General features: G+C 60.7%; 26 protein-coding genes. 9 read left to right on the top strand and 17 right to left on the bottom strand.

Annotated features, from left to right (window positions below; all coding sequences use genetic code 11):
* Nucleotides 1–131 precede the first annotated feature (131 nt).
* Nucleotides 132–1118, top strand: coding sequence for a galactose-1-phosphate uridylyltransferase (gene galT, locus B5F35_RS10200; protein ID WP_087240602.1), 987 nt, complete (start codon nt 132–134; stop codon nt 1116–1118).
* A 34-nt stretch (nt 1119–1152) separates the two neighbouring features.
* Complete coding sequence (gene galE / locus B5F35_RS10195; RefSeq protein WP_087240600.1) at nt 1153–2163, top strand: UDP-glucose 4-epimerase GalE; 1011 nt, start codon at nt 1153–1155, stop codon at nt 2161–2163.
* A 107-nt stretch (nt 2164–2270) separates the two neighbouring features.
* Here the strand turns inward: galE and B5F35_RS10190 are convergent, their stop codons facing one another.
* The 3 genes from B5F35_RS10190 to B5F35_RS10180 all read right to left on the bottom strand — a co-directional run bounded on the left by B5F35_RS10190 (nt 2271) and on the right by B5F35_RS10180 (nt 4544).
* Nucleotides 2271–2705, bottom strand: coding sequence for an aspartate carbamoyltransferase regulatory subunit (locus B5F35_RS10190; protein ID WP_087240598.1), 435 nt, complete (start codon nt 2703–2705; stop codon nt 2271–2273).
* Complete coding sequence (gene pyrB / locus B5F35_RS10185) at nt 2699–3637, bottom strand: aspartate carbamoyltransferase (RefSeq protein WP_087240696.1); 939 nt, start codon at nt 3635–3637, stop codon at nt 2699–2701. Before pyrB ends, B5F35_RS10190 begins: the two co-directional genes overlap by 7 nt.
* 121 nt (nt 3638–3758) lie before the next feature.
* Nucleotides 3759–4544, bottom strand: a complete 786-nt coding sequence (locus tag B5F35_RS10180; RefSeq protein WP_087240596.1) for a sulfite exporter TauE/SafE family protein — start codon at nt 4542–4544, stop codon at nt 3759–3761.
* 191 nt (nt 4545–4735) lie between these two features.
* On the opposite strand from B5F35_RS10180, the gene rpe reads away from it, so the two are divergent.
* The 6 genes from rpe to secA all read left to right on the top strand — a co-directional run bounded on the left by rpe (nt 4736) and on the right by secA (nt 11683).
* On the top strand, nt 4736–5410 hold the full coding sequence (rpe, locus tag B5F35_RS10175; RefSeq protein ID WP_330396268.1) for a ribulose-phosphate 3-epimerase: 675 nt from the start codon (nt 4736–4738) through the stop codon (nt 5408–5410).
* Entirely contained in the window at nt 5392–6639 is a 1248-nt protein-coding gene (locus tag B5F35_RS10170) for a 4Fe-4S dicluster domain-containing protein (protein WP_140401193.1), read from the top strand. The genes rpe and B5F35_RS10170 overlap by 19 nt, the downstream gene beginning before the upstream one ends.
* Nucleotides 6636–7604, top strand: a complete 969-nt coding sequence (locus B5F35_RS10165) for an RnfABCDGE type electron transport complex subunit D (RefSeq protein WP_242969474.1) — start codon at nt 6636–6638, stop codon at nt 7602–7604. The genes B5F35_RS10170 and B5F35_RS10165 overlap by 4 nt, the downstream gene beginning before the upstream one ends.
* Nucleotides 7601–8242: an Rnf-Nqr domain containing protein gene (locus tag B5F35_RS10160; protein ID WP_087240592.1), complete on the top strand. Its 642-nt coding sequence runs from the start codon at nt 7601–7603 to the stop codon at nt 8240–8242. Before B5F35_RS10165 ends, B5F35_RS10160 begins: the two co-directional genes overlap by 4 nt.
* Nucleotides 8239–8826, top strand: coding sequence for an Rnf-Nqr domain containing protein (locus tag B5F35_RS10155; RefSeq protein ID WP_162611399.1), 588 nt, complete (start codon nt 8239–8241; stop codon nt 8824–8826). The genes B5F35_RS10160 and B5F35_RS10155 overlap by 4 nt, the downstream gene beginning before the upstream one ends.
* Nucleotides 8827–8932: 106 nt before the next feature.
* Entirely contained in the window at nt 8933–11683 is a 2751-nt protein-coding gene (gene secA / locus B5F35_RS10150) for a preprotein translocase subunit SecA (protein WP_087240588.1), read from the top strand.
* Between the two features lie 248 nt (nt 11684–11931).
* Here secA and B5F35_RS10140 read toward each other — a convergent pair whose 3' ends face one another.
* The gene (locus tag B5F35_RS10140) at nt 11932–12234 is read right to left on the bottom strand and encodes a helix-turn-helix domain-containing protein (protein WP_087240584.1); all 303 of its coding nucleotides are present in this window, start codon (nt 12232–12234) and stop codon (nt 11932–11934) included.
* A 133-nt stretch (nt 12235–12367) separates the two neighbouring features.
* Between B5F35_RS10140 and B5F35_RS10135 the strand changes: the two genes are divergently transcribed.
* On the top strand, nt 12368–12793 hold the full coding sequence (locus B5F35_RS10135) for a hypothetical protein (RefSeq protein WP_087240582.1): 426 nt from the start codon (nt 12368–12370) through the stop codon (nt 12791–12793).
* 134 nt (nt 12794–12927) lie between these two features.
* Here the strand turns inward: B5F35_RS10135 and B5F35_RS10130 are convergent, their stop codons facing one another.
* The 13 genes from B5F35_RS10130 to B5F35_RS10070 form a co-directional block, all read right to left on the bottom strand.
* Nucleotides 12928–13419, bottom strand: a complete 492-nt coding sequence (locus tag B5F35_RS10130; protein WP_087240580.1) for a hypothetical protein — start codon at nt 13417–13419, stop codon at nt 12928–12930.
* A 28-nt stretch (nt 13420–13447) separates the two neighbouring features.
* A complete protein-coding gene (locus B5F35_RS10125) occupies nt 13448–13948 on the bottom strand; it encodes a hypothetical protein (protein WP_087240578.1) in 501 nt (166 codons plus the stop codon).
* 141 nt (nt 13949–14089) lie between these two features.
* A complete protein-coding gene (locus tag B5F35_RS10120) occupies nt 14090–14635 on the bottom strand; it encodes an NUDIX hydrolase (protein WP_087240576.1) in 546 nt (181 codons plus the stop codon).
* An 18-nt stretch (nt 14636–14653) separates the two neighbouring features.
* Nucleotides 14654–15325 (bottom strand): lysozyme inhibitor LprI family protein, encoded by a 672-nt coding sequence (locus tag B5F35_RS10115; protein WP_087240574.1) that lies wholly within the window; start codon nt 15323–15325, stop codon nt 14654–14656.
* Nucleotides 15326–15346: 21 nt separating this feature from the next.
* On the bottom strand, nt 15347–17935 hold the full coding sequence (gene gyrA / locus B5F35_RS10110) for a DNA gyrase subunit A (protein ID WP_087240572.1): 2589 nt from the start codon (nt 17933–17935) through the stop codon (nt 15347–15349).
* Complete coding sequence (locus B5F35_RS10105) at nt 17928–18494, bottom strand: YcxB family protein (protein ID WP_087240570.1); 567 nt, start codon at nt 18492–18494, stop codon at nt 17928–17930. The genes gyrA and B5F35_RS10105 overlap by 8 nt, the downstream gene beginning before the upstream one ends.
* Nucleotides 18487–19071 carry a hypothetical protein gene (locus B5F35_RS10100; protein WP_087240567.1) on the bottom strand — a complete coding sequence of 195 codons (585 nt, stop codon included), beginning with the start codon at nt 19069–19071 and terminating at the stop codon, nt 18487–18489. Before B5F35_RS10100 ends, B5F35_RS10105 begins: the two co-directional genes overlap by 8 nt.
* A gap of 44 nt (nt 19072–19115) precedes the next feature.
* Nucleotides 19116–19799, bottom strand: a complete 684-nt coding sequence (locus B5F35_RS10095; protein WP_087240565.1) for a YcxB family protein — start codon at nt 19797–19799, stop codon at nt 19116–19118.
* Between the two features lie 60 nt (nt 19800–19859).
* Entirely contained in the window at nt 19860–21800 is a 1941-nt protein-coding gene (gene gyrB / locus B5F35_RS10090) for a DNA topoisomerase (ATP-hydrolyzing) subunit B (RefSeq protein WP_087240563.1), read from the bottom strand.
* Between the two features lie 78 nt (nt 21801–21878).
* On the bottom strand, nt 21879–22400 hold the full coding sequence (locus B5F35_RS10085) for a hypothetical protein (protein ID WP_087240561.1): 522 nt from the start codon (nt 22398–22400) through the stop codon (nt 21879–21881).
* Between the two features lie 16 nt (nt 22401–22416).
* Nucleotides 22417–22689: an extracellular matrix regulator RemB gene (gene remB, locus B5F35_RS10080; RefSeq protein ID WP_087240559.1), complete on the bottom strand. Its 273-nt coding sequence runs from the start codon at nt 22687–22689 to the stop codon at nt 22417–22419.
* 19 nt (nt 22690–22708) lie between these two features.
* Entirely contained in the window at nt 22709–23785 is a 1077-nt protein-coding gene (gene recF / locus B5F35_RS10075) for a DNA replication/repair protein RecF (RefSeq protein WP_087240558.1), read from the bottom strand.
* Nucleotides 23782–24024 (bottom strand): RNA-binding S4 domain-containing protein, encoded by a 243-nt coding sequence (locus tag B5F35_RS10070; protein WP_087240556.1) that lies wholly within the window; start codon nt 24022–24024, stop codon nt 23782–23784. The genes recF and B5F35_RS10070 overlap by 4 nt, the downstream gene beginning before the upstream one ends.
* Nucleotides 24025–24668 lie beyond the last annotated feature (644 nt).

Here is a 24668-nt window from a genome sequence, read left to right as displayed (position 1 = left end):
CCACAGAAAAGCCAGGAAAAACAGCGAAGCGGCTTTTTCCGAACTCTTATCACCAGGCTCAAACAACACTTGTTTTGTTGAAAAAGGCTTTTTAATAATTACAGACACTATTTATACAGGAGGTAATTACCATGGCTGAACTTCGCTGGCATCCCCTGATCAAAGACTGGGTTATGATTGCGGGCAACCGCCAGGGGCGTCCGCAGATGCCCAAGGATTACTGTCCGTTCTGCCCCAGCTTCGGCAACGTGCCGGAGTATGAGGTGCTCAAGTATGACAACGACTTCCCGGCGCTCTCGCAGAATCCGCCGGAGCCGGACGACGTGGCAAACGACTTCTTCAAGGTGCGCCCGTCCTACGGCAAGTGCGAGGTCATTCTCTACGCGCCCGGCCACACCACCGCCGTGCCGGAGCTCTCCGACAGCCACATGAAGAAGCTGGTCGACCTGTGGTGCGAGCGCTTCACGGAGCTGAGCGCCGACGAGAAGATCAAGTATGTGTTCCCGTTTGAGAACCGCGGCGACGTCGTGGGCGTGACCATGCCCCACCCGCACGGCCAGATCTACGGCTACTCCGTCATCCCGAAGAAGCTTGAGCTCGAGACGCAGGCCTCCCGCGAGTATTACGAGGAAAAGGGCGTGTGCCTGTTCTGCGATATGCTCAAGCATGAGCTGGAAGCGGAAAAGCGCATCATCTTCAAGAATGAGCACTTCACCGTGTTCCTGCCCTTCTACTGCGAATATCCCTACGGCGTGTATATCATGTCCAACAGCCACAAGCAGTACATCACCCAGTTCACGGAGGAGGAGCGCATGAGCCTCGGCCTGACGATCCGCGACGTGGTCGGCATGCTCGACAGCCTCTTCGACTACAAGTTCCCCTACATGATGTGCATGCACAACGCGCCGGTCAACAGCGGCGACTACTCCAAGGATTTCCATTTCCACATCGAGTTCTTCCCGCCGATGCGCAGCGCCGACAAGCAGAAGTTCAACGCTTCCAGCGAAACGGGCGCATGGGCGTGCTGCAACCCGACCTGCCCGGAAGAGACCTCCAAGGAGCTGCGCGCCGCGTATGCCAAGTATAAAGAGTCCGAAAGCAAAATCCAGCGCGTATAAAATAAGCGCACGATAACCGAAAGGAGACTGTATCATGCATGTATTAGTCACCGGAGGCGCCGGATTCATCGGCACCCATACCTGCGTGGAGCTGCTGGAAAACGGCGTGGATATCGTCGTCATGGACAACTACAGCAACTCCTCCCCCGACGCCCTGCGCGCCGTGGAGAAAATCACGGGCAAGACCTTCCCGATCTACGAGTGCGACATGCTCGACTATGACAAGTTCGAGAAGATTTTCGAAGAGAACAAGATCGACGCTGTCATCCACTTCGCAGGCCTCAAGGCTGTGGGCGAGAGCGTCAGCAAGCCGCTCGAATACTACCACAACAACATCACCGGCACGCTGAACCTCCTGCGCCTGATGCGCAAGTATGACGTGAAGAAGCTGGTGTTCAGCTCCTCCGCCACCGTGTACGGCATGAACAACCCCGTACCCTTCCGCGAGGATATGCCCGTGGGCGGCACGACGAACCCCTACGGCACGACGAAATACTTCATCGAGCAGATCCTGCGCGACGTAGCCTTCGCGGACGAGAGCTGGAGCATCGCGCTGCTGCGCTACTTCAACCCGATTGGCGCGCATGAGAGCGGCCTGATCGGTGAGAATCCGAACGGCATCCCGAATAACCTCATGCCTTACATTGTGCGCGTGGCCGCCGGCCAGCTGGAGTGCCTGAGCGTCTACGGCGACGATTATCCGACCCGCGACGGCACCGGCGTGCGCGACTACATCCACGTCTGCGACCTCGCGAACGGCCACCTCAAGGCTCTCCAGAAGCTGGAGACGATCCACGGAGCGGAGGCGTACAACCTCGGCACCGGCAACGGCAGCTCCGTTCTGGAAGTGGTCCACGCCTTCGAGAAGGCCAGCGGCCGCAAGGTCAACTACAAGATCGCGCCGCGCCGTCCCGGCGATATCGCGGAATGCTACGCGGACGCCTCCAAGGCCAAGCGTGAGCTGGGCTGGGAAGCCACCCGCTCACTGGACGACATGTGCCGCGATTCCTGGCACTTCATTGAGGTATCCGGCCAGAAGAAATAAAAAAAGCAAAAAAACGGATCGCCGCGCGGGGAAACGCTCCCTGTGCGGCGATCCGTTTTGCTTTGTGTACTTTTCGCTTGCGTATTTTATCCGCGTCCCGCTGGAGCTCAGCGGCGCTTTCCGCTCTTCGGGCTGTACTCCTGCTCGCAGTAAGCGCAGCGGTAGCGCTGGTTCTCTCCCAGCACAAAAATATGATCGATGCCCTCCTCGATGCTTGTGATACAGCGCGGATTCCGGCACTTGATCACGTTCTTGAGCTTTTTCGGCAGCACCAGCTTTTTCTTTTCCACCAGCTTGCCGTCGCGGATGATTCCGACGGTGATGTTCGGATCGAGGAAGCCGAGGATATCGAGGTTCACGTCGATATCGCCGTCGATCTTGATGATATCCTTCTTGCCATACTTGGCGCTGCGGGCGTTTTTGATGATGGCAACGCAGCAGTCAAGCTTCCCGAGCTCGAGCAGATCATAGATCGTCATGCTCGCCCCGGCCTTGATGTGGTCAATCACAATCCCGTTTTGCAGGCTGTCGATATTCAGCATGATCCCGCCTCCTTTTCTCCCGCCAGGCCCAGCAGCGTCATCATCAGGGCCATGCGGACGTAAACGCCGTTCTGCGCCTGCTCAAAATACGCCGCGCGCGGATCGTCGTCCACCTCCAGCGTGATCTCATTCACACGGGGCAGCGGATGCAGCACGGCCATATCCGGCTTTCCAAGCTTCATTTTTTCCGGCGTGAGGATGTAGGTGTCCTTCAGGCGGATATAATCCTCCTCGTTGAAGAAGCGCTCCTTCTGCACGCGCGTCATGTAGAGAATGTCCAGCTTCGGCATGGACTCTTCCAGCGACGTGACCTCCTCATACGGGATCCCCTTCGGAGTCAGGATCTCGTGGATCACATAGTCCGGCACGCGCAGCTCCTCGGGGGAGATCAGCACGAAGCGGATCCCCTCGTAGCGCGCCAGGGATTTGATCAGGGAGTGCACCGTGCGGCCGAATTTGAGATCGCCGCACAGCCCGATCGTCAGGTCGCTGAGACGGCCCTTGCGGCGGCGGATCGTCATGAGGTCGGTGAGTGTCTGGGTGGGGTGCTGGTGGCCGCCGTCTCCGGCGTTGATCACCGGGATCCCGGAGTAGCGGGCCGCGCGCAGCGGCGCGCCCTCCTTCGGGTGGCGCATGGCGCAGATATCGGCATAGCAGGAGATCACGCGGATCGTGTCCGCGACGCTCTCGCCCTTGGTCGCGGAGCTGGAATCCGCCGTGGCAAAGCCCAGCACGCTGCCGCCGAGATTCAGCATGGCCGCCTCAAAGCTCAGGCGCGTGCGGGTGCTCGGCTCATAAAAGAGCGTGGCCAGTTTTTTTCCATGGCATACCTCGGCGTACTTTTGCCTGTCCTGCGCGATATCCGCCGCCAGGGCAAGCAGCCCGTCGATCTCCTCCACGGAGAAATCGAGCGGGTCGATCAGATGTCTTATCATCCGGGTTCCCTCCATCCGTCAGGCCGGGCTTGTCCGCCCGGCGTCGTTTGCCTGCTCATTTGGTCTGCTCTATTATAGTGCGGATTGCGGCGGCCCGCAACCCGCAAACGCACTTTTTTCAAAGAAGGGAAGCGTAATGCACGAGATTATATACGCTGATCAGCGTGATCACGGCCAGAAGGACGCTGAACAGCACGTCGACCTGCCGGGCGCTCATCTTCTTGTTGAAGGCGCGGCCGAGGAAGCCGCCCGCCACGCCGCCGACCACCATGACCACCAGCGCCACGGGATCAAACGCCGGGACATTCTGCATCGCAAGGCTGGAGACAAAGCTGGCCGCCTGGCTGAAAAAGATCACATAGATCGAGTGCAGCGCCGCCTGCTTGGTGTCCATCGAGAAGAAATAATAGAGCACCACCAGGTTGATCGGCCCGCCGCCGATACCGAGGAACGCGCTCATCACGCCGAGCGCCAGGCCAATCAGGGTGCACAGCACGGCGTTCTGCACGTTCTTTGTGGGAATCTTCTCCCGGAACGCCATGTACACGCCCACGCCGACGGTCAGCAGGATCATGATCACGCTCTGCACCACGCCCACCAGGCCGTCGTTCCCCGTGAGGGACTTCACCCAGTCGAACACCGCCTTGCCGAGCAGGCCGCCCACGGCCCCGCCCACCGCCAGCAGCGTGCCGCGTTTGAGCTCAATCTTCTCCCCGCGGCTGCGCAGCAGGGAAACGATTGTCATGGCCAGCACCGTGCAGCCGGAAAGAAAGCTTACCTGCGACACGCTCATCCCCGCCACCGCGTCAAACACGGGCTTGATGACCACGCCGCCGCCCACGCCGCTGATCGCGCCCACCGTGGTCGCTATCAGGCACACCAGAAAATACAGCACAAATTGCATCCCGAAATCCCTTCCTCTCCGGCCGGATCCGCCGTTGTTGTGATTGTTTCATTATACGCCTCTTCGCCCCTTCTTTCAACCTTCCGCGCGGCGGCGCGGGTTGCATTTCATGGGGGTTTCATGTAAAATAAAAGGGAGCGTCCGGTTTTCCACAAAAGAGCCGGAAACTGTTGAAAATGGAGGACATGCTCATGATGAAAATTGCGCCGTCCATGCTCTCGTCCGACTTTGCGCGCATGGGGGAGGAAACCCGCCGGATGGCTGAATCCGGAGCGGATTTCATCCACCTGGATGTGATGGACGGGAACTTTGTGCCCAACCTGACCTTCGGCGCGCCGATCATCGCCGCGATCCGCCCGTATACGGACGTATTCTTCGACGTGCACCTGATGATCCGCGAGCCGCAGAAATACATTAGGGACTTTGCCAAAGCCGGAGCGAACGGGATCACGTTCCACCTCGAGTCCGAGGGCGATCCCGCCGAGACGATCCGCCTGATCCGGGAAGCCGGGTGCCTTCCGGCGATCGCGCTCAAGCCCGGCACACCCGCCGAGCGCGTGTTCCCGTATCTGGAATCGCTCGCCATGGTGCTTGTCATGACGGTGGAGCCGGGCTTCGGCGGACAGAAATTCCAGCCCGCCATGATGGATAAGGTCCGCGCCGTGCGCGCCCGCGCGCTGTCACAGGGATTGGAGCTGCCGGTGCAGATTGACGGCGGCGTAAACCTCGAGACGATCGGGGAAGCCGCGCGCGCCGGGGTATCGATCTGTGTGGCCGGGACGGGCGTATTCCGCGCGCCGGACGCCGCGCAGGCGATCCGGGAGCTGAAGGAGGCCGCGCGCGCCGCGTGCGGGGAAGTATGCTGAGCGCGCAGGATCTCCTGCCGCTGCTGCACGGGTACCAGATGGAGAGCCGCCGCCTGCGGGACGGGATCACGGAGATCCCAACGCCGGACACCCTGACCATCCCGCTGCCGGGCGCGGAGGAATCCTACACACGTCTGGCGGGGGAGGGCGCTGAGGTGGCCAAGGGGCAGGTGCTCAGCGCGCCGAAATACGCCGCTCTGGCCCATGCCCCCGCCGCCGGGTTCGTGGAGGCCGTGGAGTTCCGGGAGATCCCGTCGTGCGGGCAGGTGTGGACAGCCCGCCTGCGCGTGGAGGGATCGCAGGCCGTGCAGGCACGCCCCGTGCGCGGGGAAACGGAAGCGGAGCGCGTGCTGCGCGCCGCCGCCGACGCCGGGATCGTGGACGAAATGACGGGAAGGCCGCTGTATCAGGAGCTGTACCGCCTGCGCCGCCGCGAGGTATCGCTGCTCCTGGCGTGCGGGATCGAGGACGATCCGTGGTGCTCCTCGGCCTGCGCCGTGCTGCGGGAACAGGGGGAGCAGGTTCTGGAAGGTCTGCGCCTGGCCGCCGCGTTCTGCGGCGCGAAGGAAACGGGGCTTGCCGTTTCCCCGCCGGAGCTGCGCGCTCTGCGGGGCTCTCTGCCCGCCGCCCGGATCGAACGCGCACCCGCGCGCTACCCCGCCCGCGCCTTTCTCCTGCGCCGCCTGCGCGCGGCAGGGACAGCCGCCGGGCTTCTGGGGCCGCAGGCGCTTGCCGCCCTTGCCGCCGCCATGCAGGGCGAGCCGCAGACACACGGCGTTGTGACCGTCTTTGGGGACGGGGTACGCACCCCGCGCAACCTGCGGTTCCCCTGCGGTGCTCCGCTCTCGTCGCTGCTGGCTTCCTGCGGCGTGCGGGAAGAAGCCTCCCTCTTCTATGTCGGACCGGCCTGCCAGGGGCACACCGTCACCGACCCGGACACCCCGATCCCGCTGCACGCGCGCTGCATCACGGTGCTTCTGCACCCGCAGAAACGACGGCGCATGACGTGCATCGGCTGCGGCCGGTGCGCAAGCGTCTGCCCGCAGGGGATCCTGCCGTGGCAGATCCACGAGTCCCTGCACCGGGAAAAGGTGGATCCCTTCCTGCTGCTGAACGTCCAGAGCTGCATCGGCTGCGCCGCCTGCACGGCGGTCTGCCCGTCCGGCCTGCCGCTTTCGGCCGAGGTCGCCCGCGCGGCGGCAATCAGAAAGAGCGGTGATTTCTTTTGAAGCTGCACACACTCTCCGCGCCCTTCCTTCGCCGGGAACGGACGACGGTTTCCATGATGGGGGATGCGCTTGCCGCGCTCGCGGCCCTGCTCATTCTTCCCACGGTCTATTTCGGGCCGCGCGTGCTGGTGATGGCCCTTGTCTCCATGACGGCGTGCGCTGCCTTTGATATCCTGGCCTGCCTTATTTTCCGGCACACGTTTGGATCCGGTGATCCGTCCGCCCTTGTCACTGGGCTGACGATCGCGCTGCTGCTGCCGGTGAACGCGCCGTACTGGCTGCCGGTGCTGGCGGGGGCGTTCGCGATCCTTGTGGTGAAAATGCCGCTCGGCTCCACGGGAAACAACCTCTTTAATCCCGCAGCGGCCGGCATGGCGTTTGTCACCGTGTGCCAGCCCGATCTGGTGTTTCTCTACGCAAACCCGACCGCCGGCTGGCTTGATCTCTCCAATGACATCACAGCGGTGCTGGGCTCCACGCCCGGATCGGCGCTGCTGGAAGGGCTCAAGCCCTCCCTGGTGCCGCGCGATCTGCTCTGGGGCGTCTACGCGGGGCCCATGGGCTGCACGGCGGCGCTCGTGATCGGGGCCGGAGCCCTGCTTCTTCTGGCGCGCCGCACGATCCGCTGGGAGCCTCTGGCCTTTTTCCTGCTCACCACGGCGCTCCTGGCCGCGCTGTTCCCCCGGATCTACTGCCCGGCGCTTACGTCCGTAAAATATGAGCTGCTCACCGGATCGCTGCTCTTCTGCGGCGTTTTCCTGCTGGGGGATCCGGTCACGTCGCCGCGCACCATGACAGGCCGCTGCATATTCGGCGTGCTGGCCGGAGCGCTGCTGATGGGGATGCGCCACGCGGGCGCTTACGAGCAGACAGCGTGTTTCGCCGTCCTGATTGCCAACGCATTCTCCCCGGTGCTGGATCGGGCCGTGATCACCATGCGCAGAAAGGGGGTGCGCCTGCCATGAAACAAAAAGGAGATCTGCGCCGGATCGGCGCGGTGTTCGGAAACGGGCTGCTGCTGCGCAACCCGCTTCTGGTGGCGGCGCTGGGCATGTACCCGGCCGCCGTGTGCTTTTCGCTTTCGCAGGCTCTTCCTCTGGCGTGCCTGTGCCTTGTGCAGTCTGTGCTGGCCGGGCTGGTCCTGTGCTTAGCGGGCCAATTCCTGCCCGGCTGGGCGCGTCCCGGCATTGTGCTGGCCCTCTCGGCGGTGTGCTGGATCCCGGCGGCGCTTCTCGCGGATCGCTGGTTCCCCGGATCGCTCTCCGTGCTGGGGATGACGGCGGCGCTGCAAATCGCCAACTCCATGGTGCTCTCCCGCCTGAACGAATATGCCCCGACACATATCCTGCCCGCCGTCCTCGCGGACGCGCTCGGCTGCACGATCGGCGCCGGGATTTTCCTGTGCGCGCAGGCAGCTCTGCGCGGCTGGCTGCTCACCGGCGAACCGTGGGACGCTTCGGGCTTTGACTCCGGCGTGCTGGGCAACGCGCCCGCTCTGCCGTTCTTCGGATTTCTGATTCTCGGCTTCTGCGCCGCCGCCGTGCAGGCGGTGAACGCGCGCCGTGCCAAGCACATAGGGAGAAGGAGGGTGACAAGGCTGTGACGCTTCTGATTCAAACGCTCTGGGCCATCCTCGCGGCGCTGACGGTGGAGAACCTTCTGCTGCCGGGGACGCTCGGCCTGAGCCGCATGCTGCGCTCCGCGCGCAAACCGGAGCACCGGCTGTGGTACGCCGGTTTTGTGGCGATCTTTTCCGCCATTTCGCTGGAGCTTTCGCTTTTGATCACGCCCCAGCTGTTCCCGGGCTTCGGGGAGGTGCTCCGCCCGTTCTGCCTGGCGCTGTGCGCCGCCGCGGCCTACTGCGCGGCCTCCTTCGCGCTCTCGCGGCTTGCTCCGGGCTTTTTCCGCCGCCACGGCGCCGCGCTCGCTCCCGCCGCCGTCAACACGATCGTGCTGGCCATGCCCTTCGCGCGGCAGACGCTGGCGCTCGGCGCGCTGGAGGGGCTGGGCTACGCCTTCGGCACCGGACTGATGTTTTATCTGGCCTCGCTGATCCTCGCTCCGGCCTATGATCGCTGCTCCAGCCAGGACGCGCCCGCATGCTTTCGCGGCCTTCCCGCCGCGCTTTTGACGATCGCCGTGCTTTCCCTGGCCTTTCTCGGCTTCACGGGAGGCAAAATCTTCTGAATTTTCTTTTTTTTTCATCCCCCGTATGCTATAATGGATAAGATAATGGCCGAACGGCCGCAAGTGCGGGCGCAGAGCCTTAGAAACACTTGAGGTGATAAAAAGCATGGCAAATATTCTCGCCAAATTCTTCGGTAATTACAGCAAACGCGAGCTCAAGCGCATCCAGCCTCTGTGCGACGAGGTGCTCGCCCTCGCGCCGAAATACGAAGCCCTCTCCGAGCACGAGCTGCGCGGACAGACCGCCGTTCTCAAGGAACGCCTCGCCAACGGGGAGACGCTCGACGACATTCTTCCGGACGCTTTCGCCGTCTGCCGCGAGGCAACGCGCCGCGTGCTGAGCACGCCGCACTTCCCCGTGCAGATCCTCGGCGGCATTGTGCTGCACCAGGGGCGCATCTCGGAAATGAAAACCGGTGAAGGCAAAACGCAGACCGTCATCCTGCCCGCCTACCTCAACGCGCTCTCCGGCAAGGGCGTGCACGTCGTCACGGTAAACGACTACCTTGCCCGCCGCGACTCCGAGTGGATGGGCAAGGTATACCGCTATCTGGGCCTGACGGTGGGCCTGATTGTCCACGATCTGGACAACAACGCGCGCAAGGCGGCCTATGCCGCGGACATCACCTACGGCACGAACAACGAGTTCGGCTTTGACTACCTGCGCGACAACATGGTGATCTACAAGGAAAACAAGGTGCAGCGCGGCCACAACTTCGCCATCGTCGACGAGGTGGACTCGATCCTGATCGACGAGGCGCGTACCCCGCTGATCATCTCCGGCCAGGGCGACAAGTCAACCGAGCTGTATCAGCTGGCCGACACCTGCGCGAAGGGACTGCGCATGGTGAAGGTGGCGGAGCTGGACGAGAAGGCCGACAACGACGAAATTTACGCCGACGCCGACTACCTCGTGGACGAGAAGGCCAAGACGGCCACCCTGACCCCGAACGGCGTGCACAAGGTGGAAGCCTTCTTCAAGCTGGACAATCTCACCGACCCCGACAACATCACGATCCAGCACCACATCAACCAGGCCATCAAGGCGCGCGGCGTCATGACGCGCGACATTGACTATGTGGTGAAGGACGGCGAGGTTATCATCGTCGACGAGTTCACGGGCCGCCTCATGTACGGCCGCCGCTACAACGAAGGCCTGCACCAGGCGATCGAGGCCAAGGAGGGCGTGAAGGTCGCCCACGAAAGCAAGACGCTTGCGACCATCACCTTCCAGAACTTCTTCCGCCTGTACGACAAGCTCTCCGGCATGACCGGCACGGCCATGACCGAGGAGGAGGAGTTCCGCGAGATCTACAAGCTGGACGTTGTGGAGATCCCGACAAACCGCCCCATGATCCGCAAGGATCAGCCGGACGTGGTGTATAAGACCGAGCGCGGCAAGTTCAACGCCGTGATTGAAGACATCATCAAGCACCATGAGAAGGGACAGCCTGTTCTCGTGGGCACGATCTCCATCGAAAAATCCGAGCAGCTTTCCTCCCTGCTGAAAAAGCGCGGAGTCAAGCATGAGGTGCTCAACGCGAAATATCACGACAAGGAAGCCGAGATCGTCGCGCAGGCAGGCCAGAAGGGCGCCGTCACGATCGCGACGAACATGGCGGGCCGCGGTACCGACATCAAGCTGGGCGGCAACGCGGAGTTTATGGCCAAGGCCGAGATGCGCCGCATGCAGTTCTCCGAGGAGCTGATCAACGAGGCCGACAGCTATTCCGAGACGGACAACGAAGAGATCCTCGCCGCACGCAAGACGTTTGAGGAGCTCAACCAAAAATACAAGGCTATCACCGACAAGCAGGCCGAGGAGGTCCGCGCGGCGGGCGGCCTGTATATCATCGGCACAGAGCGCCATGAATCCCGCCGGATCGACAACCAGCTGCGCGGCCGTTCCGGCCGTCAGGGCGATCCGGGCATGAGCCGCTTCTATATCTCGCTCGAGGACGATCTGATGCGCCTGTTCGGCGGCGAACGCATCACCATGATGATGGATCGTCTGAACGTGGACGAGAACACGCCGATCGAGACAAAGATGCTCTCCAACACCATCGAGGGCGCACAGCGCAAGATCGAAAGCCGCAACTTCGGCATCCGCAAGAACGTGCTGCAATACGACGACGTGCTCAGCCGCCAGCGTGAGATCATCTACCAGCAGCGCAACCAGGTGCTGGACGGCGAGGACATCCGCGACCAGATCCTCAAGATGATCGATCAGTCGATCGAGGAGCAGGTCCACCGCTTCCTGCCCGCCGAGACGGTGCATGACGAGTGGAATTTGCAGGGTCTCAAGGACTATTACCTTGGCTGGCTGCTCGTGCCGGACGACCTCAACTTCACCAAGCAGGAGATCGAGGATCTGGATCCCGAATTCGTTGTGAAAACCATCACTGAGCGCGCCCACCTGATCTACGAGAACCGTGAGCGCCAGTTCGGCGAGACGATCACCCGCGAGCTGGAGCGTGTGGTACTGCTCAAGAACGTGGACTCCGAGTGGATGGATCACATCGACGCAATGGAGGAGCTCAAGCGCGGCATTCGCCTGCGCGCCTACGCACAGCGTGATCCTGTTGTGGAGTACCGTGTGGAGGGCTTTGACATGTTTGAGGCCATGATCCGCACGATCCGCGAGAATACCGCGCGCATGATGCTGACGGTACGCATCCGCACGCAGGAGGAGCCGAAGCGTGAGCAGGTGGCAAAGCCCACCTCCACAAACGCGGACGACTCTGACGTAAAACGGCCTGTGCGCAAGGGCCAGAAGATCGGTCCGAACGATCTGTGTCCGTGCGGCAGCGGCAAGAAATTCAAGAAATGCACCTGCGCAGAGTATCATTCTAAATAAGAGCACGGCGGAGCCGCCCGAAAGTTTTCGGTCAAGCCTTTTTCAAAAGGCTTGCGGGGTTAGGGGCAGAGCCCCTAAAAAACCGTGCGAAGCCAGCAAAGGGCGAGAAAAAGAGCGAAGCGAATTTTTCCGTGCCGCCAGCTTCCGACTTTTCCCGCCTTCCATCGCCGCTTAGCCTCTTTCCAGACACAAAAAACCTCCCTGTGATCCCAGGATCGCAGGGAGGTTTTCGTTTATCCCCAAAAATTTCAGCGCACAGCATCCTGTGCTCCTTCCTTTTCCGGTATTTGCGGAAAGAGATCGGTATCGCCGACCAGCCACTCCATGGAAACATGCAGCGCTTTTGCAAGCACCAGAAGCTCCGCGTCGCACACATGGCGCTGATTTTTCTCAATCCGGGAAATGATCAGCTTGGTCATGCTTTCATAGCCCATAAACTGGATCCTGCGCGCCAGTTCCTCCTGTGTGATGGGCGGTTTTTGCAAAGCGCGTCCTAATCTCACACGGTCACCGCAAAGATTTCCTTCTATCATAAACATCACTTTTGGCATGCTTTATCCTCTTTCCACAAAATCAAGTTTAGATATTTTATATTTTATTTTTTGATTTTATGTGGAATTTAGGGTTTAAAAAACATATAATAGATATTAAATATCTATTATAGATATAAAACAGGAGGAAAATATGAAAAAAGCATGCTGCTTCTGTGGACATCGAGATACACCGGAGAGCATTTTGCTTTCGCTGGAACAAAAAATTCAGTATCTCATCACACAAGAACAGGTTCAGCAATTCTATGTCGGCAACGAGGGAAATTTTGACCGTATGGCAAGAAAATCTCTGTATAAGCTTCAGCAAAGCTATCCATGGATTCAAATTGCAATTGTTCTGGCTTATCTCCCACATACAAGGGAAGAACTTTCAAAAGACACTTTGTATCCCGAGGGACTAGAGAATGTACCTCCCAAGTACGCTATTATCTACCGAAACCGCTGGATGATCGATCACTGTGACTATCTGATTTCTTATGTTACCCGATCTTATGGTGGAGCAGTCAGGATGCTTTCGTATGCTATGCAGAAAAAGAGAACTATTTTTTCGCTGTGTTAACACGATACACCGCATGACGCTTTTCATTTTCTCTATAAAAGCAGCGCGGAATAAAAATGAGGCCCTCTTGTGATCCATGTCGCAAGAGGGCCTCAACGAAAACTTCAAGTTTTGCTCCGATTCACCGCTGAGATTTACTGATTTCCTGCCTTCTTCACCTGGGACGCGCCGACGAGGAAAAGAATGGGAGCGGCCACGCCGCTGATCACACCGGCCAGAGCATTCAGACTGACCACGCCGGACAGCAAAACATTCAAAATGCCAAACACCAGAAGCACCACGCCCCAAGCGGTGAAGAAACCAACACGATCCGGGCGGGAGGCGCGGGAAAGGCCAAAAATTCCCACAAAGACATGGATCAGCATCATAATGCCGTACAGGACAGCGATGCCGATCACCATGCCGAAAAAGATCCCGAGGAGCTGATCGCCGGTGATCATGCCGTCGGACTCCTGCAAAATCATCTGATCAAACATGTCCGGGGAACCATACATCGAGGTAATGTCATCCGCGGTGCCCATCGTGCTCAGGGTCTGGATAATCGGCACCAGACCGCCGATCAGGCCGCCGACAATAAAAAGGATCGAGCCGATTTTCAAAAGCTTGTTCGGGGTTGCCTGCTCCATACAACTTTCCTCCATTTCAGGGTAAAACTCAGCCAAGAACTCCCATAGAAGCGGCTGTCGCCGCCATTCCCGCCACAAAGAAGAACAGGAACAGGAACACCCACACCAGGATCGGATAGCCAAACGAAATCACAATCTTCGACGCATTTTTCATCTGGCTGGAAGCGGTCAAACGGGCGGTCATGAAAATGCCGATAACGGCAAACAGCGCACCAATTGCGCCATTCAGAATCAGGGTGAGATCCAGCACCATCGCCACATACGCCCATGCCGGGATCTTGCCGATCGGCTCATAGGGCTTGCCGGTCTGGACGTTTACGCCGTTGACCACAAGCTGCATCGAAACCATGCCGGAGATAAGCTTCACGTCGGCGTTTGGGATCGGCAGGGTGATTTCCATGGGAATCCACAGCGCGCGGCGGATCGGCAGATTCCGGATCTTGTAGACCGTACCGTTGATCTTCACCTTGTAGGAGGACCACTCCACGGTATAGGACTCCGATCCGATTTGAAACTGGTGTGACTTCATGTGTTTTTCCTCATTTCTCTTAAATTGTATTTCCAGCCCTGAACCTGCTGTTCAGAGCCTGGACAACTCGCAATATCCTCAGGCAAATAGCAGGCTGGCCGGAAAAGCGTCCGCAAAATCACAGCTTTTCCGCGCCGTTTTTTACAGCTTTCCCTGCTCCACCAGACGGGCGGCGCGCAGGACCAGTACCTGCGTTTTCGCGTCGAGCAGTTCGCCGTTTTCCGCCATCTCCACGGCCTTTTGCAGGGGGATGCGCTCCACCTCCAGGAACTCGTCCTCGTCCGGGTTCAGGTCGCCGTAGGACTCCACCCGGCAGGCGTACAGATGCAGGATCTCGTCGCAGTAGCCGGGGGTGGGGTAGAGCTCTCCCAATTTGATGTAACAGCTGCTTGTGGTGCCGGTTTCCTCCTTCTGCTCACGCTGGATCGCTTCGTCGGGATCCTCGCCCGGCTCCAGCTTCCCGGCGGGACATTCCAGCACCACCTGCGCATAGGGATAGCGGAACTGCCGTACAAACAGCAGCTCGTCCTTCTCCGTCAGGATCGCGGCGCACACGCCGCCGGGGTGGCGCACCACCTCGCGCATGGCCTTTGCGCCGTTTTCCAGTTCCACCTCGTCAAGCTGCACACGGATGATCTTCCCATGGTACAGCTCCTTGCCGGACAGTCTTTTTTCCGTCAGCTTCATGGTGTGTTTCCTCCCTTGTCAGCCCGCCGCGCTCACGGCGGAGGAATCGTCGGAATCATACGCATAGGTAAAATCCGGATCGTAGCTGTACAATTCCCGCAGGACGGCGTTGGCCCGGGCGCGGAAAAAGTCCATGCGGTTTCCCGCCGCCTCGATCTGCCCGAGCGAGCCTTCTCCGGCCTGCTCCGTGAGGGCCTTGAGATTGGCGTCACGCCCTGTCTCCCAGTCCTCCTGCTCCTTCTGGTACTGCTCCCTGTCATCTGTGGCAAGGCTCAAAAGCTTCTCCATGCCCACCTCGATCTCCTTCTCCCACAGGGCGGCATACCGCTCGCAGGCTTCCACGATCTCAATGGTGGAGACGAGATCCGCGCTCTCGGCCACATAGGCCGCGTCGATCGGATTGTCCTTAAATTTGGCGTCAAACTCCGGGCTGTCCGTCTCGATCGGGATCACAAGGCCCGCGCCTTCGCCCTCCTCGGGATTATTCAGATCCTCGCCGTTTCCCGCCGTTATCCCGGCGTCCTCCTCCGTGGGAGCCGTGGGATCGGTTTCCCCGGAGGACACTGCCGATGCGGCGGACGACACGGCGGACACGGCGGAAGCCGTCTCCCCGCGCTCGCCGCAGGCGGCAAACAACAGGCAGGAGGCCGCTGTCAGAACGGCCAAAAGTGAAATTGCAAGCTGTCTCATCGCAGCCTTCCTTTCCTCACGTTATTCTTCTGTTTCTTCGTCGGTTTCGGGTTCTTCCTCGCCCGGATCGTCATCCATAACCGGTTCGTCCGGCTCCTCGTCGGCCAGACGGTCGGCGGCCAGCTCCTCCTCGGTCAGCTCGGGCTCGCCGTCGTCCTCCGGAAGCTCGTCGGCTTCCTCGTCCTCCTCATGGGCGGTGCGGGCCAGCGTCACCACGCGGTTGCCCTCTGTCACACGCATGACGCGCACGCCCTTGCTCGGCCGCGCGCAGACGCGGATGCTGTCCGCCGGGATGCGGATCAGGATACCGTCGGACGAAATCAGGATCACGTCGTCGCTGAGATCCACCACCTTGATGGCCGCAACGTCGCCGTATTTCTCCACATGGTAATTGAGCAGGCCCTTGCCGCCTCTGGACTGCACACGATAGTCAGAGAGCGGCGACAGGCGGCCATAGCCCGTCTCGGAGACGGTGAGCAGCAACGCGTCGGCACGGATGGTGCTCATGCCCACCACGCAGTCGCCCTCGCGGAGCGTCAGCGCCTTCACACCGCGCGCGGTACGGCCCATGGGGCGCACGTCGCGCTCGTCAAAGCGGATCGCCATGCCCTTTTTCGTGCCGACCACCAGCTGGGTCTCGCCGTCCGTGAGACGCACCCAGGCCAGCTCGTCGCCCTCGTCGAGGGAGAGCGCAATCACGCCGCCCTTTCTGGCGGTGTTGTAAGCGGAAAGCTCCGTGCGCTTGATGACGCCGTTCTTCGTGACCATCACAAGATAGCTCGTTTCGTCGAACTCCGGCACACGGATCAGGGAGGAAACCTTCTCGTCGGGGGAGAGGGGCAGCAGGTTCGCGATGTTCATGCCCTTGCTGGTGCGCGATCCCTCCGGGATCTCGTAGCACTTGAGCCGGTAGACACGGCCCAGGTTCGTGAAGAACATGACGTAATCATGCGACCCGATCACGAACATCTCGGCGGCGGCGTCCTCCTCGCGGCGGCTCATGCCGGAAATGCCCTTGCCGCCGCGCCGCTGGATGTGGTAGGTGTCCGTCGGCTGGCGCTTGACGTAGCCGAAATTCGTCATGGTGAGGACACATTCCTCGCGCGGGATCAGATCCTCGATATCCACCTCGCCGCTGATCGTCGCGATCTCGGTGCGGCGCTCGTCGCCGTACTTTTTCTTGATCTCCTGCGCCTCGTCCTTGATAATGCCCATCAGGCGGGATTTGTTCGCGAGAATGTCGCGGAAATCGGCCACCTTCGCCTCGATGGCGGCCAGCTCCTCCTCGAGCTTCAGGCGATCGGTGTTCGTCAGCGCGCCGAGCGTCATCTGCACGATGGCCTGCGCCTGCGGATCGTCCAGCCCAAAGCGCTCGCACAGGCGGATCTTTGCCGTGGCGCGGTCGGGGCTGGAACGGATGATCGCGATCACCTCGTCGATGTTGTCGACGGCGATCTTGAGACCCTCCAGGATGTGGGCGCGCTCCTCGGCCTTTTTGAGATCGAACTGCGTGCGGCGCGTCACCACGTCCACCTGGAAGTCAATGTAATGCTGGAGCATGTCGCGCAGCGTCAGCGTTTTCGGCTCGCCGTTCACGATCGCGAGCATGATCACGCCGAAGGTCGTCTGCATCTGCGTGAAGCTGTACAGCTGGTTGAGCACGATCTGCGGGGAGGCGTCGCGCTTGACGGTGATGACGATCATCATGCCGTCGCGGTCGGAGTGATCGTCGATGTTGGAAATGCCTTCAATGCGCTTTTCCTTGACGAGATCGGCAATGTTCTCGATCAGGCGCGCCTTGTTCACCTGATACGGCAGCTCGGTGACGATGATGTTGAAGCGGCCGTTTTTCTCCTCCTCGATCTCGGCGCGGGCGCGCACGGTGATGCGGCCGCGGCCCGTCGCGTAAGCGGCGCGGATGCCGGAGCGTCCCATGACGATGCCGCCCGTCGGGAAATCGGGTCCCTTGATGTGCTCCATCAGCTCATCCAGGCCGGCGTCCGGGTTATCGATCAGGCAGCACATGCCGTCGATGACCTCGTTCATGTTGTGCGGGGGGATGTTCGTGGCCATGCCGACGGCGATACCCGTCGAACCGTTTACGAGCAGGTTCGGGAAATGGGAGGGGAGGGCTGTCGGCTCCTTGAGGCGGTCGTCGTAGTTCGGGATGAAATCGACGGTTTCCTTGTCGATGTCCTGAAGCATCTCAACGGCCAGACGGCTCATGCGGCTCTCGGTGTAACGATAGGCAGCCGGAGGGTCACCGTCGACGGAGCCGAAGTTTCCGTGGCCGTCAACGAGCATATAGCGCATGGAGAAATCCTGCGCGAGACGCACAAGGGCGTCGTAAACGGACGCGTCGCCGTGCGGATGGTAGCGCCCCAGCACGCTGCCCACGGTATCCGCGCACTTGCGGTAAGGCTTGCTGGGCGAGAGGTTATTCTCATACATGGTGTAGAGGATTCTTCTGTGCACCGGCTTGAGCCCGTCGCGCACGTCGGGCAGCGCACGCTGCACAATGACCGACATGGAGTAGGCCAGAAAGGATTTTTCAATTTCCTTTTTCAGGTCTACGTTGACAACTCTGCCGTTTTCCATTTTTTCATCCATTGATCTGGGCACCCTCCTGCTGAAATTTCTCCTGCAAGGCAAGAGACAGGTATTTTCGTATCCTCGAACATTCTTCCTCCGTCAGGCAGCGCTTGGGCAGAAAGCACGAGCGGCCCGCCCCCAGAGAAAAGAAAAAGATCTTTTTATCTTCATACGCCCCGGCGATCATCGCATACGGCAGCTGCGCTTCGTAGCGCGGCTTTTCCACGGCGATCCCTTCGCCGCTCACCGTCACGGTGTACGCCTCGACAAGGCGGTTATTTTCATCATAAAATTTGCCCGCGCGCGCCCTGAGCCAGAGCGGGAGCATGCTTTTCCAGCCTATCAGGAACAGCCCGCAGATCCCGAGCAGCGCGTCCAGCGCGAACCGCTGCCAGTCATCCCCCAGCACCAGAAGAAAGACAAAGCAGCACAACAGCAGCGCCGCTCCCGCGAGACGCACAAAGAGAAATTCCCCCGGGCTGATGGCGGATTTGCCCGCCGCCGCGCGGTAATCGGCGTAATCCTCCCGCGTGACCAGAAAGCTGGCGCACACGTCCGGATGGTCTGTATCAGCCATGCGGTTTTCCTCCCTTCGTCCGGGAACGGCGGTACGAAAAGGCGAAGGTGTTCTGCATGGCCTGCGAGAGAGCCGCCCGCTCCGTCTCGGAAAGGCTGTCCTTGCAGATCAGAAAGCGCCGCCCGCCGGTTCCCGCGGCCGCCACAAAGCGATCGGTTTCCAGGCAGGAGGAAAATTCCGTCCAGTATTCCTGCCACTGCTCATACTGGTTTTTCATCAGGAAAAAATCGCGGTACACGGCGATCTCCGTTTCCAGTCCGAGAAGGGGTGTCCCGGCAAATTCCCGCAGCTTTTCCTCCCACTTTTTCTGCGGCTCGAACAGCAGCGCCCAGACGGCGATCGCGGCAAACAGCGCCATAAACAGCAGGGGAATCCACATCGTCCCGTATTCCCGCAGGGAAAGGGGAGCCGTGGACGCGGAAAGCGCCGCTCCCGCCGCGCACGCCGCCGCGCGAACCGACGGTTTCGCGGTGGGGGAATTCGCCTGCTCCAGCACCTGACAGCCCGCGGCATAGTCCTGCGCGGAAAGCTGCTGCTTGAGCGTAAGAACGGCGTCCTCGTTTGGAAGGAACAGCATCCCTTTTCCCCCTTTCGATCGATGGTATCTGTGTTGTCCCGCTCTTACAGCTCGTCTCCCCGGTGTGTGCCGGAGACAATCATGGCCTGCACCTCGGGCAGCACGCCCGGCTCAATGCAGCGCAGGGGTAAAATGACCATATGACGCTTGCCGGCGGGGAAGAAGAGCAGGAGATTATGGTGCTCGTCGCGGCGGCAGCTCCCGTCAAGCGGGATCTCCCATTCACCCTCCCCGTGGCCAATCTGGATGGAATCCGGGTAAATCTCCATCTCAATATGCGAAAGGCGCTGGTCGCGGCAGATATCCCGCGCACGCTTTTTGCGCCCAAGATACGGCAGAAGGGCGACCGCCGCCAGGGCCAGCACGGCGATCCCTCCGAAAAAGAGGTTCATCGTCCCGCCCATGCGCGCATAGGTCACGAAGAAAAACACCGCCAGCAGCACGAGGATCACGCCCTCCACGAGAGCGCGCTTGCCCAGCGTCTTGGAAAAGCCGGACTTCTCCAGCGCGCGGAACACTTCCTTTTCGCGCAGCGTGTAGGAAAGCTTGATGCCCGTCTGCGGCTCCTCGTAGTCCGCCGCGTCGTCGTCCAGCACCAGCTCCGCCTCACTGCCGTCCCATTCCACGCCTTCCTCGTTGTCGTCCCGTTTTTCCTCCGGCTCCGTTTCCGCCGCCGACGGCGGCTTCGGAGACTGTTCCTCTTCCCGTTCCTGTCGCAATTCGTCCATGTATGTGTATCTCCTTATTTGTATTTTGAGGGATTTTCTCCATCGGTAGGCATTCCGCCGTCAGACGTCCAGCTCGGCGTAGCGCGCGTTCTTCTCAATGAATTCGCGGCGCGGCTCCACCTTGTCGCCCATCAGCACGGTGAACGCTTCGTCCGCGGCGGCGGCGTCCTCGACCTCCACACGGAGCATGATCCGCGTCTCGGGGTTCATGGTCGTCTCCCACAGCTGCTCGGCGTCCATCTCACCAAGGCCCTTGTAGCGCTGGATTTCGTACCCCTGGCCGCCCAGCTCTTCCATGATGCGGTCGCGCTCGCCGTCGGTGTAGGCATAGTGGTGCTTGTTGCCCTTTGTGATGCGGAACAGCGGCGGCTGGGCCAGATAGATGTGGCCCTCCTCAACAAGCGGCTTCATGAAACGGAAGAAGAACGTCAAAAGCAGCGTGCGGATGTGCGAACCGTCGACGTCGGCATCCGCCATGATGATGATCTTGCCGTAGCGCAGCTTCGAGAGATCGAATTCGTCCCCAATGCCGCAGCCGAGCGCCGTGACCACCGGCATCAGCTTTTCATTGCCGTATACTTTGTCGAGCCGCGCCTTCTCCACGTTCAGCATCTTGCCCCACAGGGGGAGGATCGCCTGGAACTTGCGGTCGCGTCCGCCCTTGGCGGAGCCTCCTGCGGAATCGCCCTCGACGATGTAAATTTCGGTTTCCTCGGGATCACGGCTCTGGCAGTCCGCCAGCTTGCCGGGCAGGGCGGCGTTTTCCAGCACGGACTTGCGCCGCACCAGCTCGCGCGCCTTGCGGGCCGCTTCCCTCGCGCGGGCCGCCGCCAGCGCCTTGTCGAAGATCGCGCGGGCCGTGGCCGGGTTTTCCTCCAGATACGCCGCGAACTTATCGCCGATCAGGCCGTTGACGAGCGTTCCCATCTCCGTGTTGCCGAGACGGCCCTTCGTCTGGCTCTCAAACTGCGCGTCCTTGAGCTTGACGCTGATGATCACCGTCAATCCCTCGCGCACGTCGTCGCCGGAGAGGTTCTTGTCGTTGTCCTTGAGGATATTATATTTTCTTGCGTAGTCGTTCATGACGCGCGTGAGGGCGCGCTTGAAGCCCTCCTCGTGCGTGCCGCCGTCCGTGGTGTGGATGTTGTTCGCAAAGCTCAGCATCAGCTCCGTGTAAGAGTCTGTGTACTGCATGGCGACCTCGGCGGTGGAGTTGCCGTCCGCCGCCGCGCAGGAGAAATACATCACGTCCGGGTGGATCAGCTCGACGGCGCGCTTCTTGTTGATGTACTCCACAAAGCTCGAAATGCCGCCGTGATAGCAGAAGCTGTCCTCCACCGGCTCCGCGGGATTGCGCTTGTCGGACAGGCAGATATTGACGCCCGCGTTCAGAAACGCCTGCTCGCGCAGACGCGTTTGCAGCGTCTCGAAATCAAACACCGTGCTCTCGCGGAAGATCTCCGGGTCGGGCTTGAAGCGCACGCGGGTACCGGTGCGGTCCGTGGCGCATTTTTCCATCAGCTCGGTGACGGCATGGCCGCGCTCAAACTTCTGGTAATACGTCGTGCCCTCGTGGTAGACCTCGACCTCCAGCCACTCGGAAAGCGCGTTCACGACGGACGCGCCCACGCCGTGCAGGCCGCCGGAGACCTTATAGCCGCCGCCGCCGAATTTGCCGCCCGCGTGCAGGATCGTGAACACGACCGTCACCGCCGGAAGGCCCGTCTTGTGCTCGATGCCCACCGGGATGCCGCGCCCGTTGTCCGTCACGCACACAATGTCCCCCGGCAAAATCTCCACGTCGATCCGATCGCAGAAGCCCGCGAGCGCCTCGTCGATCGCGTTGTCCACGATCTCATAGACAAGGTGATGCAGGCCCTTCGGCCCTGTCGACGCGATATACATGCCGGGCCGCTTGCGCACGGCCTCCAGTCCCTCCAGAACCTGGATTTGGTTTTCATCGTAATTCTGGCTTGCCTGGGTGATTTCGTTTAATTCCATGTTTTGTATTCGCTCCTTCAAATCGGCGGCTCACGCACGCCGGCTGGTGGATCTGTCTGTATCGCAAAACCGCTTTCGTCAGCGCGGGCAGTTGTTCGTGTAGCGTGTTCCCGTGCCGTTTGTCCGCACTCCCTGGGTGGGGCGGGCCTGGGCTCCCGGCTGGGCATACCGCTGCTGCGTCTGCGCGCCCTGCCGCTGCACCGTCTGCCCCTGGACAGGCTGCCGCTGTGCTCCCGGGCGCTGCGGCACGCCTCCTGCCCGGTTCGGATTTCCGGGCGGCTCCCTCTTTTTCAGCACAGGCTTTTTCAGCCGCACCATGAAAGCCGAAAGGATGGTAAACAGCAGAAAGGGGACAATCATCGCGATCAGATAGCCGAACGGCGGCTCATGGCTCTGATCGAGCATGGCGATCACAAACACCACCAGATCGATCGCCGCCACAACAGCGCCGGAAACCTTCGCGGCCCCCGTGAGCCCGATGTTCGACACACCCCCGCAGGCGGGGCAGATGTATTCTCCCTGTGTGCGCAGATACCATGCGTAAAACGGGTTGATTTTCTTCCCGCAGTACGGACACTGCGGCAGACCAAACTGTTTCATAAGCAAGCTTCCATCCTTATGGCAAAGAGATATTATCGATAAAACGGCTGCGCTTGAGCAGCGTGGACGAGGAGATCTGCGAGATATACACCGTGATCTCGCCCTTGTCCGAGCGGCAGAGCACAAACGACTTCGGCAGCTCCATGGAAACGTTCACAACGCGCCCCTTTTTCTCGCAGGCCGCGAGATACGCGCAGGTTGTCTTGGAGAGGGTGGAGGTGTCCATGTCGAAAATCCCGATGATCTCGTTCATTTTGATCACCGTATCCTGACCGAGATGCAGATACACACCTGTCGCTCCTTTCGTTTTATGATTGTGGTTGCAGAACGCCGCGATCCATGAGGAACAGGCCGCCGTCCTCTTTTTCCGGGACGACTCCCGGCAGCTCACAGCCCGTGAGAAACACCTGCCTGCCGTGCAGCTGGCGCAAAAGGTATTCCTGCCGCGCCGCGTCCAGCTCGCTGAGCACGTCGTCCAGAAACACGACCGGCTCTTCGCCGCACGACTGCGCCAGCACGCCCGCTTCGGCGAGCTTCATGGCCAGCACGGCGGACCGCTGCTGCCCCTGTGAGGCAAACGACCGCGCCGCCATGCCGGAAAGCCGGATCGAAACGTCGTCGCGGTGCGGCCCGGCGGAGGTGTGCCCGCTTCGCAGATCCTCGCGTCTGGAATGGCGCAGCGCCTGCGCGAGATCGCCCGAAAAGGACGGCTCATAGGAAAGCTCCAGCCGCTCGCGTCCGCGCGAAATGCCTTCGTAATGCGCCGCGGCGATGGGGGAAAAGCGTTCCAGATACGATCGGCGCTCCCGGACGATGGCTTCGCCGTACCGGCACAGCCGTTCGTCCCAGATCGGGAGGGTATCGAGAAGCTCCGCGTGCCGGGCGATATCCTTGAGCAGAGCGTTCCGCTGGTTTAGCGTATGGCGGTAGCGCGCAAACAGCGCGGCATACGAGGGGCGCACCTGGCACAGCGCGGAGTCAAGGAAAGCGCGCCGCTCGACCGGCCCGCCCTTGACGAGCGAGAGATGCTCCGGGGAAAAGATCACGGCGCAGAAGCGGCCCACCAGCTCGGCCATGCCTTTTTTCGGCACGCCGTTGAGGGAAGCCCTGCGCACGCCGCCGCGCAGCGTCATGTCGGCGGTCTGTTCACGCTCCTGGCTGAAGAAGGAAAGCGCGATCTTGGCCTGTTCCTCCCCGACGCGCACCAGCTCCGCGTCCTTTGCGCCCCGGAACGACCGCCCGCCCGTAAACAGCCACATGGCTTCCAGGAGGTTGGTTTTTCCCTGGGCGTTTTCGCCGCAGATCACGTTCAGCCCTTCGTGGGGAGAAAATTGCAGGGGTTCGAGATTGCGAAACCCGCGCGCCGTCAGTGACAGAACCTTCATGAATGGTGTTCGTCACCGTCCAAAGCGGCGGACACGACCTCGTATACGGTATCGCGGTACGAGGCCCGATCGCCGGGACGGAGTTTTTTCCCGCGCATGGTGCAGACCTCGCCGTTGACGAGGACCTGGCCGTCCTGCACAAGGAGCTTGGCCTGACCGCCCGTTTCGGCGGCCCCGGCGTATTTCAACAGATCCGCAAGGCGGATGAACTCGGTATCAATCTGAATGTATTGTGTCATTCTTTTTATCCTCTTTTACACCCGGCGCAGCCGCCTGAAAGTTTTCGTCCACCTTTTTCAAAAGGGCGCTGTGTGCCAGTGGCACACAAACAAGGCGCCGACCGAAGCGGCAGCGGAGACGCGGGGTCAGGGGCGGAGCCCCTGATCGTACCTTTTCCTTCCCAAAATGCAGGAGGGGAAGGAAAAACAGTCCGGGGGACTGTTTTTCTGTAGGGGGACCCACATGAGGGGTCCCCCTATGTGCTGGCGAAAGCCAGGACACAACTTGCTGCCGTGCCTGCCAGCCGCACACAGCGTCTGTTTCGCACCCAGCCGCTGAACTTTGATTCTCTCTTTTTAGCTCAGGCCGCATGGCCCCCCATTTCTTGCCGCCAAGAAATGGGGAAAAGAACCGCGAGGGGCCTTGCCCCTTCGAACCCCACGCTTTCTTTTCTACGTTAGGTTTACGCCCCTTCTTTCTCAGCGCGGCCGGCCAAATTTGCGCTGACGCGCAAGACTGGCCGGCTGGTGGGGGAATCTCCCCAAATTAGCATGAGGAATAATTTGGGGAGATTCCGTGCGTTGGGGCACGGCCCTACGGAAGCTTGCAAATAGCACCCAACTGCTGAAGCGTAATTTTCCGGGCGAAGCCTGCAAAATTATGC

It is taken from the genome of Anaeromassilibacillus sp. An200 (genome assembly GCF_002160025.1).
GTDB classification, from domain to species: Bacteria; Bacillota; Clostridia; order Oscillospirales; family Acutalibacteraceae; genus Caccousia; species Caccousia stercoris.
This window is presented reverse-complemented; position numbering and strand designations above follow the sequence as displayed.

What these genes read in the sequence shown, in the direction of transcription:
- galT (WP_087240602.1), top strand. Translation starts at nt 132, where the DNA reads ATGGCTGAACTTCGCTGGCATCCCCTGATCAAAGACTGGGTTATGATT.
- galE (WP_087240600.1), top strand. Translation starts at nt 1,153, where the DNA reads ATGCATGTATTAGTCACCGGAGGCGCCGGATTCATCGGCACCCATACC.
- B5F35_RS10190 (WP_087240598.1), bottom strand. Translation starts at nt 2,705, where the DNA reads ATGCTGAATATCGACAGCCTGCAAAACGGGATTGTGATTGACCACATC.
- B5F35_RS10180 (WP_087240596.1), bottom strand. Translation starts at nt 4,544, where the DNA reads ATGCAATTTGTGCTGTATTTTCTGGTGTGCCTGATAGCGACCACGGTG.
- rpe (WP_330396268.1), top strand. Translation starts at nt 4,736, where the DNA reads ATGATGAAAATTGCGCCGTCCATGCTCTCGTCCGACTTTGCGCGCATG.
- B5F35_RS10160 (WP_087240592.1), top strand. Translation starts at nt 7,601, where the DNA reads ATGAAACAAAAAGGAGATCTGCGCCGGATCGGCGCGGTGTTCGGAAAC.
- secA (WP_087240588.1), top strand. Translation starts at nt 8,933, where the DNA reads ATGGCAAATATTCTCGCCAAATTCTTCGGTAATTACAGCAAACGCGAG.
- B5F35_RS10140 (WP_087240584.1), bottom strand. Translation starts at nt 12,234, where the DNA reads ATGCCAAAAGTGATGTTTATGATAGAAGGAAATCTTTGCGGTGACCGT.
- B5F35_RS10135 (WP_087240582.1), top strand. Translation starts at nt 12,368, where the DNA reads ATGAAAAAAGCATGCTGCTTCTGTGGACATCGAGATACACCGGAGAGC.
- B5F35_RS10130 (WP_087240580.1), bottom strand. Translation starts at nt 13,419, where the DNA reads ATGGAGCAGGCAACCCCGAACAAGCTTTTGAAAATCGGCTCGATCCTT.
- B5F35_RS10125 (WP_087240578.1), bottom strand. Translation starts at nt 13,948, where the DNA reads ATGAAGTCACACCAGTTTCAAATCGGATCGGAGTCCTATACCGTGGAG.
- B5F35_RS10120 (WP_087240576.1), bottom strand. Translation starts at nt 14,635, where the DNA reads ATGAAGCTGACGGAAAAAAGACTGTCCGGCAAGGAGCTGTACCATGGG.
- B5F35_RS10115 (WP_087240574.1), bottom strand. Translation starts at nt 15,325, where the DNA reads ATGAGACAGCTTGCAATTTCACTTTTGGCCGTTCTGACAGCGGCCTCC.
- gyrA (WP_087240572.1), bottom strand. Translation starts at nt 17,935, where the DNA reads ATGGATGAAAAAATGGAAAACGGCAGAGTTGTCAACGTAGACCTGAAA.
- B5F35_RS10105 (WP_087240570.1), bottom strand. Translation starts at nt 18,494, where the DNA reads ATGGCTGATACAGACCATCCGGACGTGTGCGCCAGCTTTCTGGTCACG.
- B5F35_RS10100 (WP_087240567.1), bottom strand. Translation starts at nt 19,071, where the DNA reads ATGCTGTTCCTTCCAAACGAGGACGCCGTTCTTACGCTCAAGCAGCAG.
- B5F35_RS10095 (WP_087240565.1), bottom strand. Translation starts at nt 19,799, where the DNA reads ATGGACGAATTGCGACAGGAACGGGAAGAGGAACAGTCTCCGAAGCCG.
- gyrB (WP_087240563.1), bottom strand. Translation starts at nt 21,800, where the DNA reads ATGGAATTAAACGAAATCACCCAGGCAAGCCAGAATTACGATGAAAAC.
- B5F35_RS10085 (WP_087240561.1), bottom strand. Translation starts at nt 22,400, where the DNA reads ATGAAACAGTTTGGTCTGCCGCAGTGTCCGTACTGCGGGAAGAAAATC.
- recF (WP_087240558.1), bottom strand. Translation starts at nt 23,785, where the DNA reads ATGAAGGTTCTGTCACTGACGGCGCGCGGGTTTCGCAATCTCGAACCC.
- B5F35_RS10070 (WP_087240556.1), bottom strand. Translation starts at nt 24,024, where the DNA reads ATGACACAATACATTCAGATTGATACCGAGTTCATCCGCCTTGCGGAT.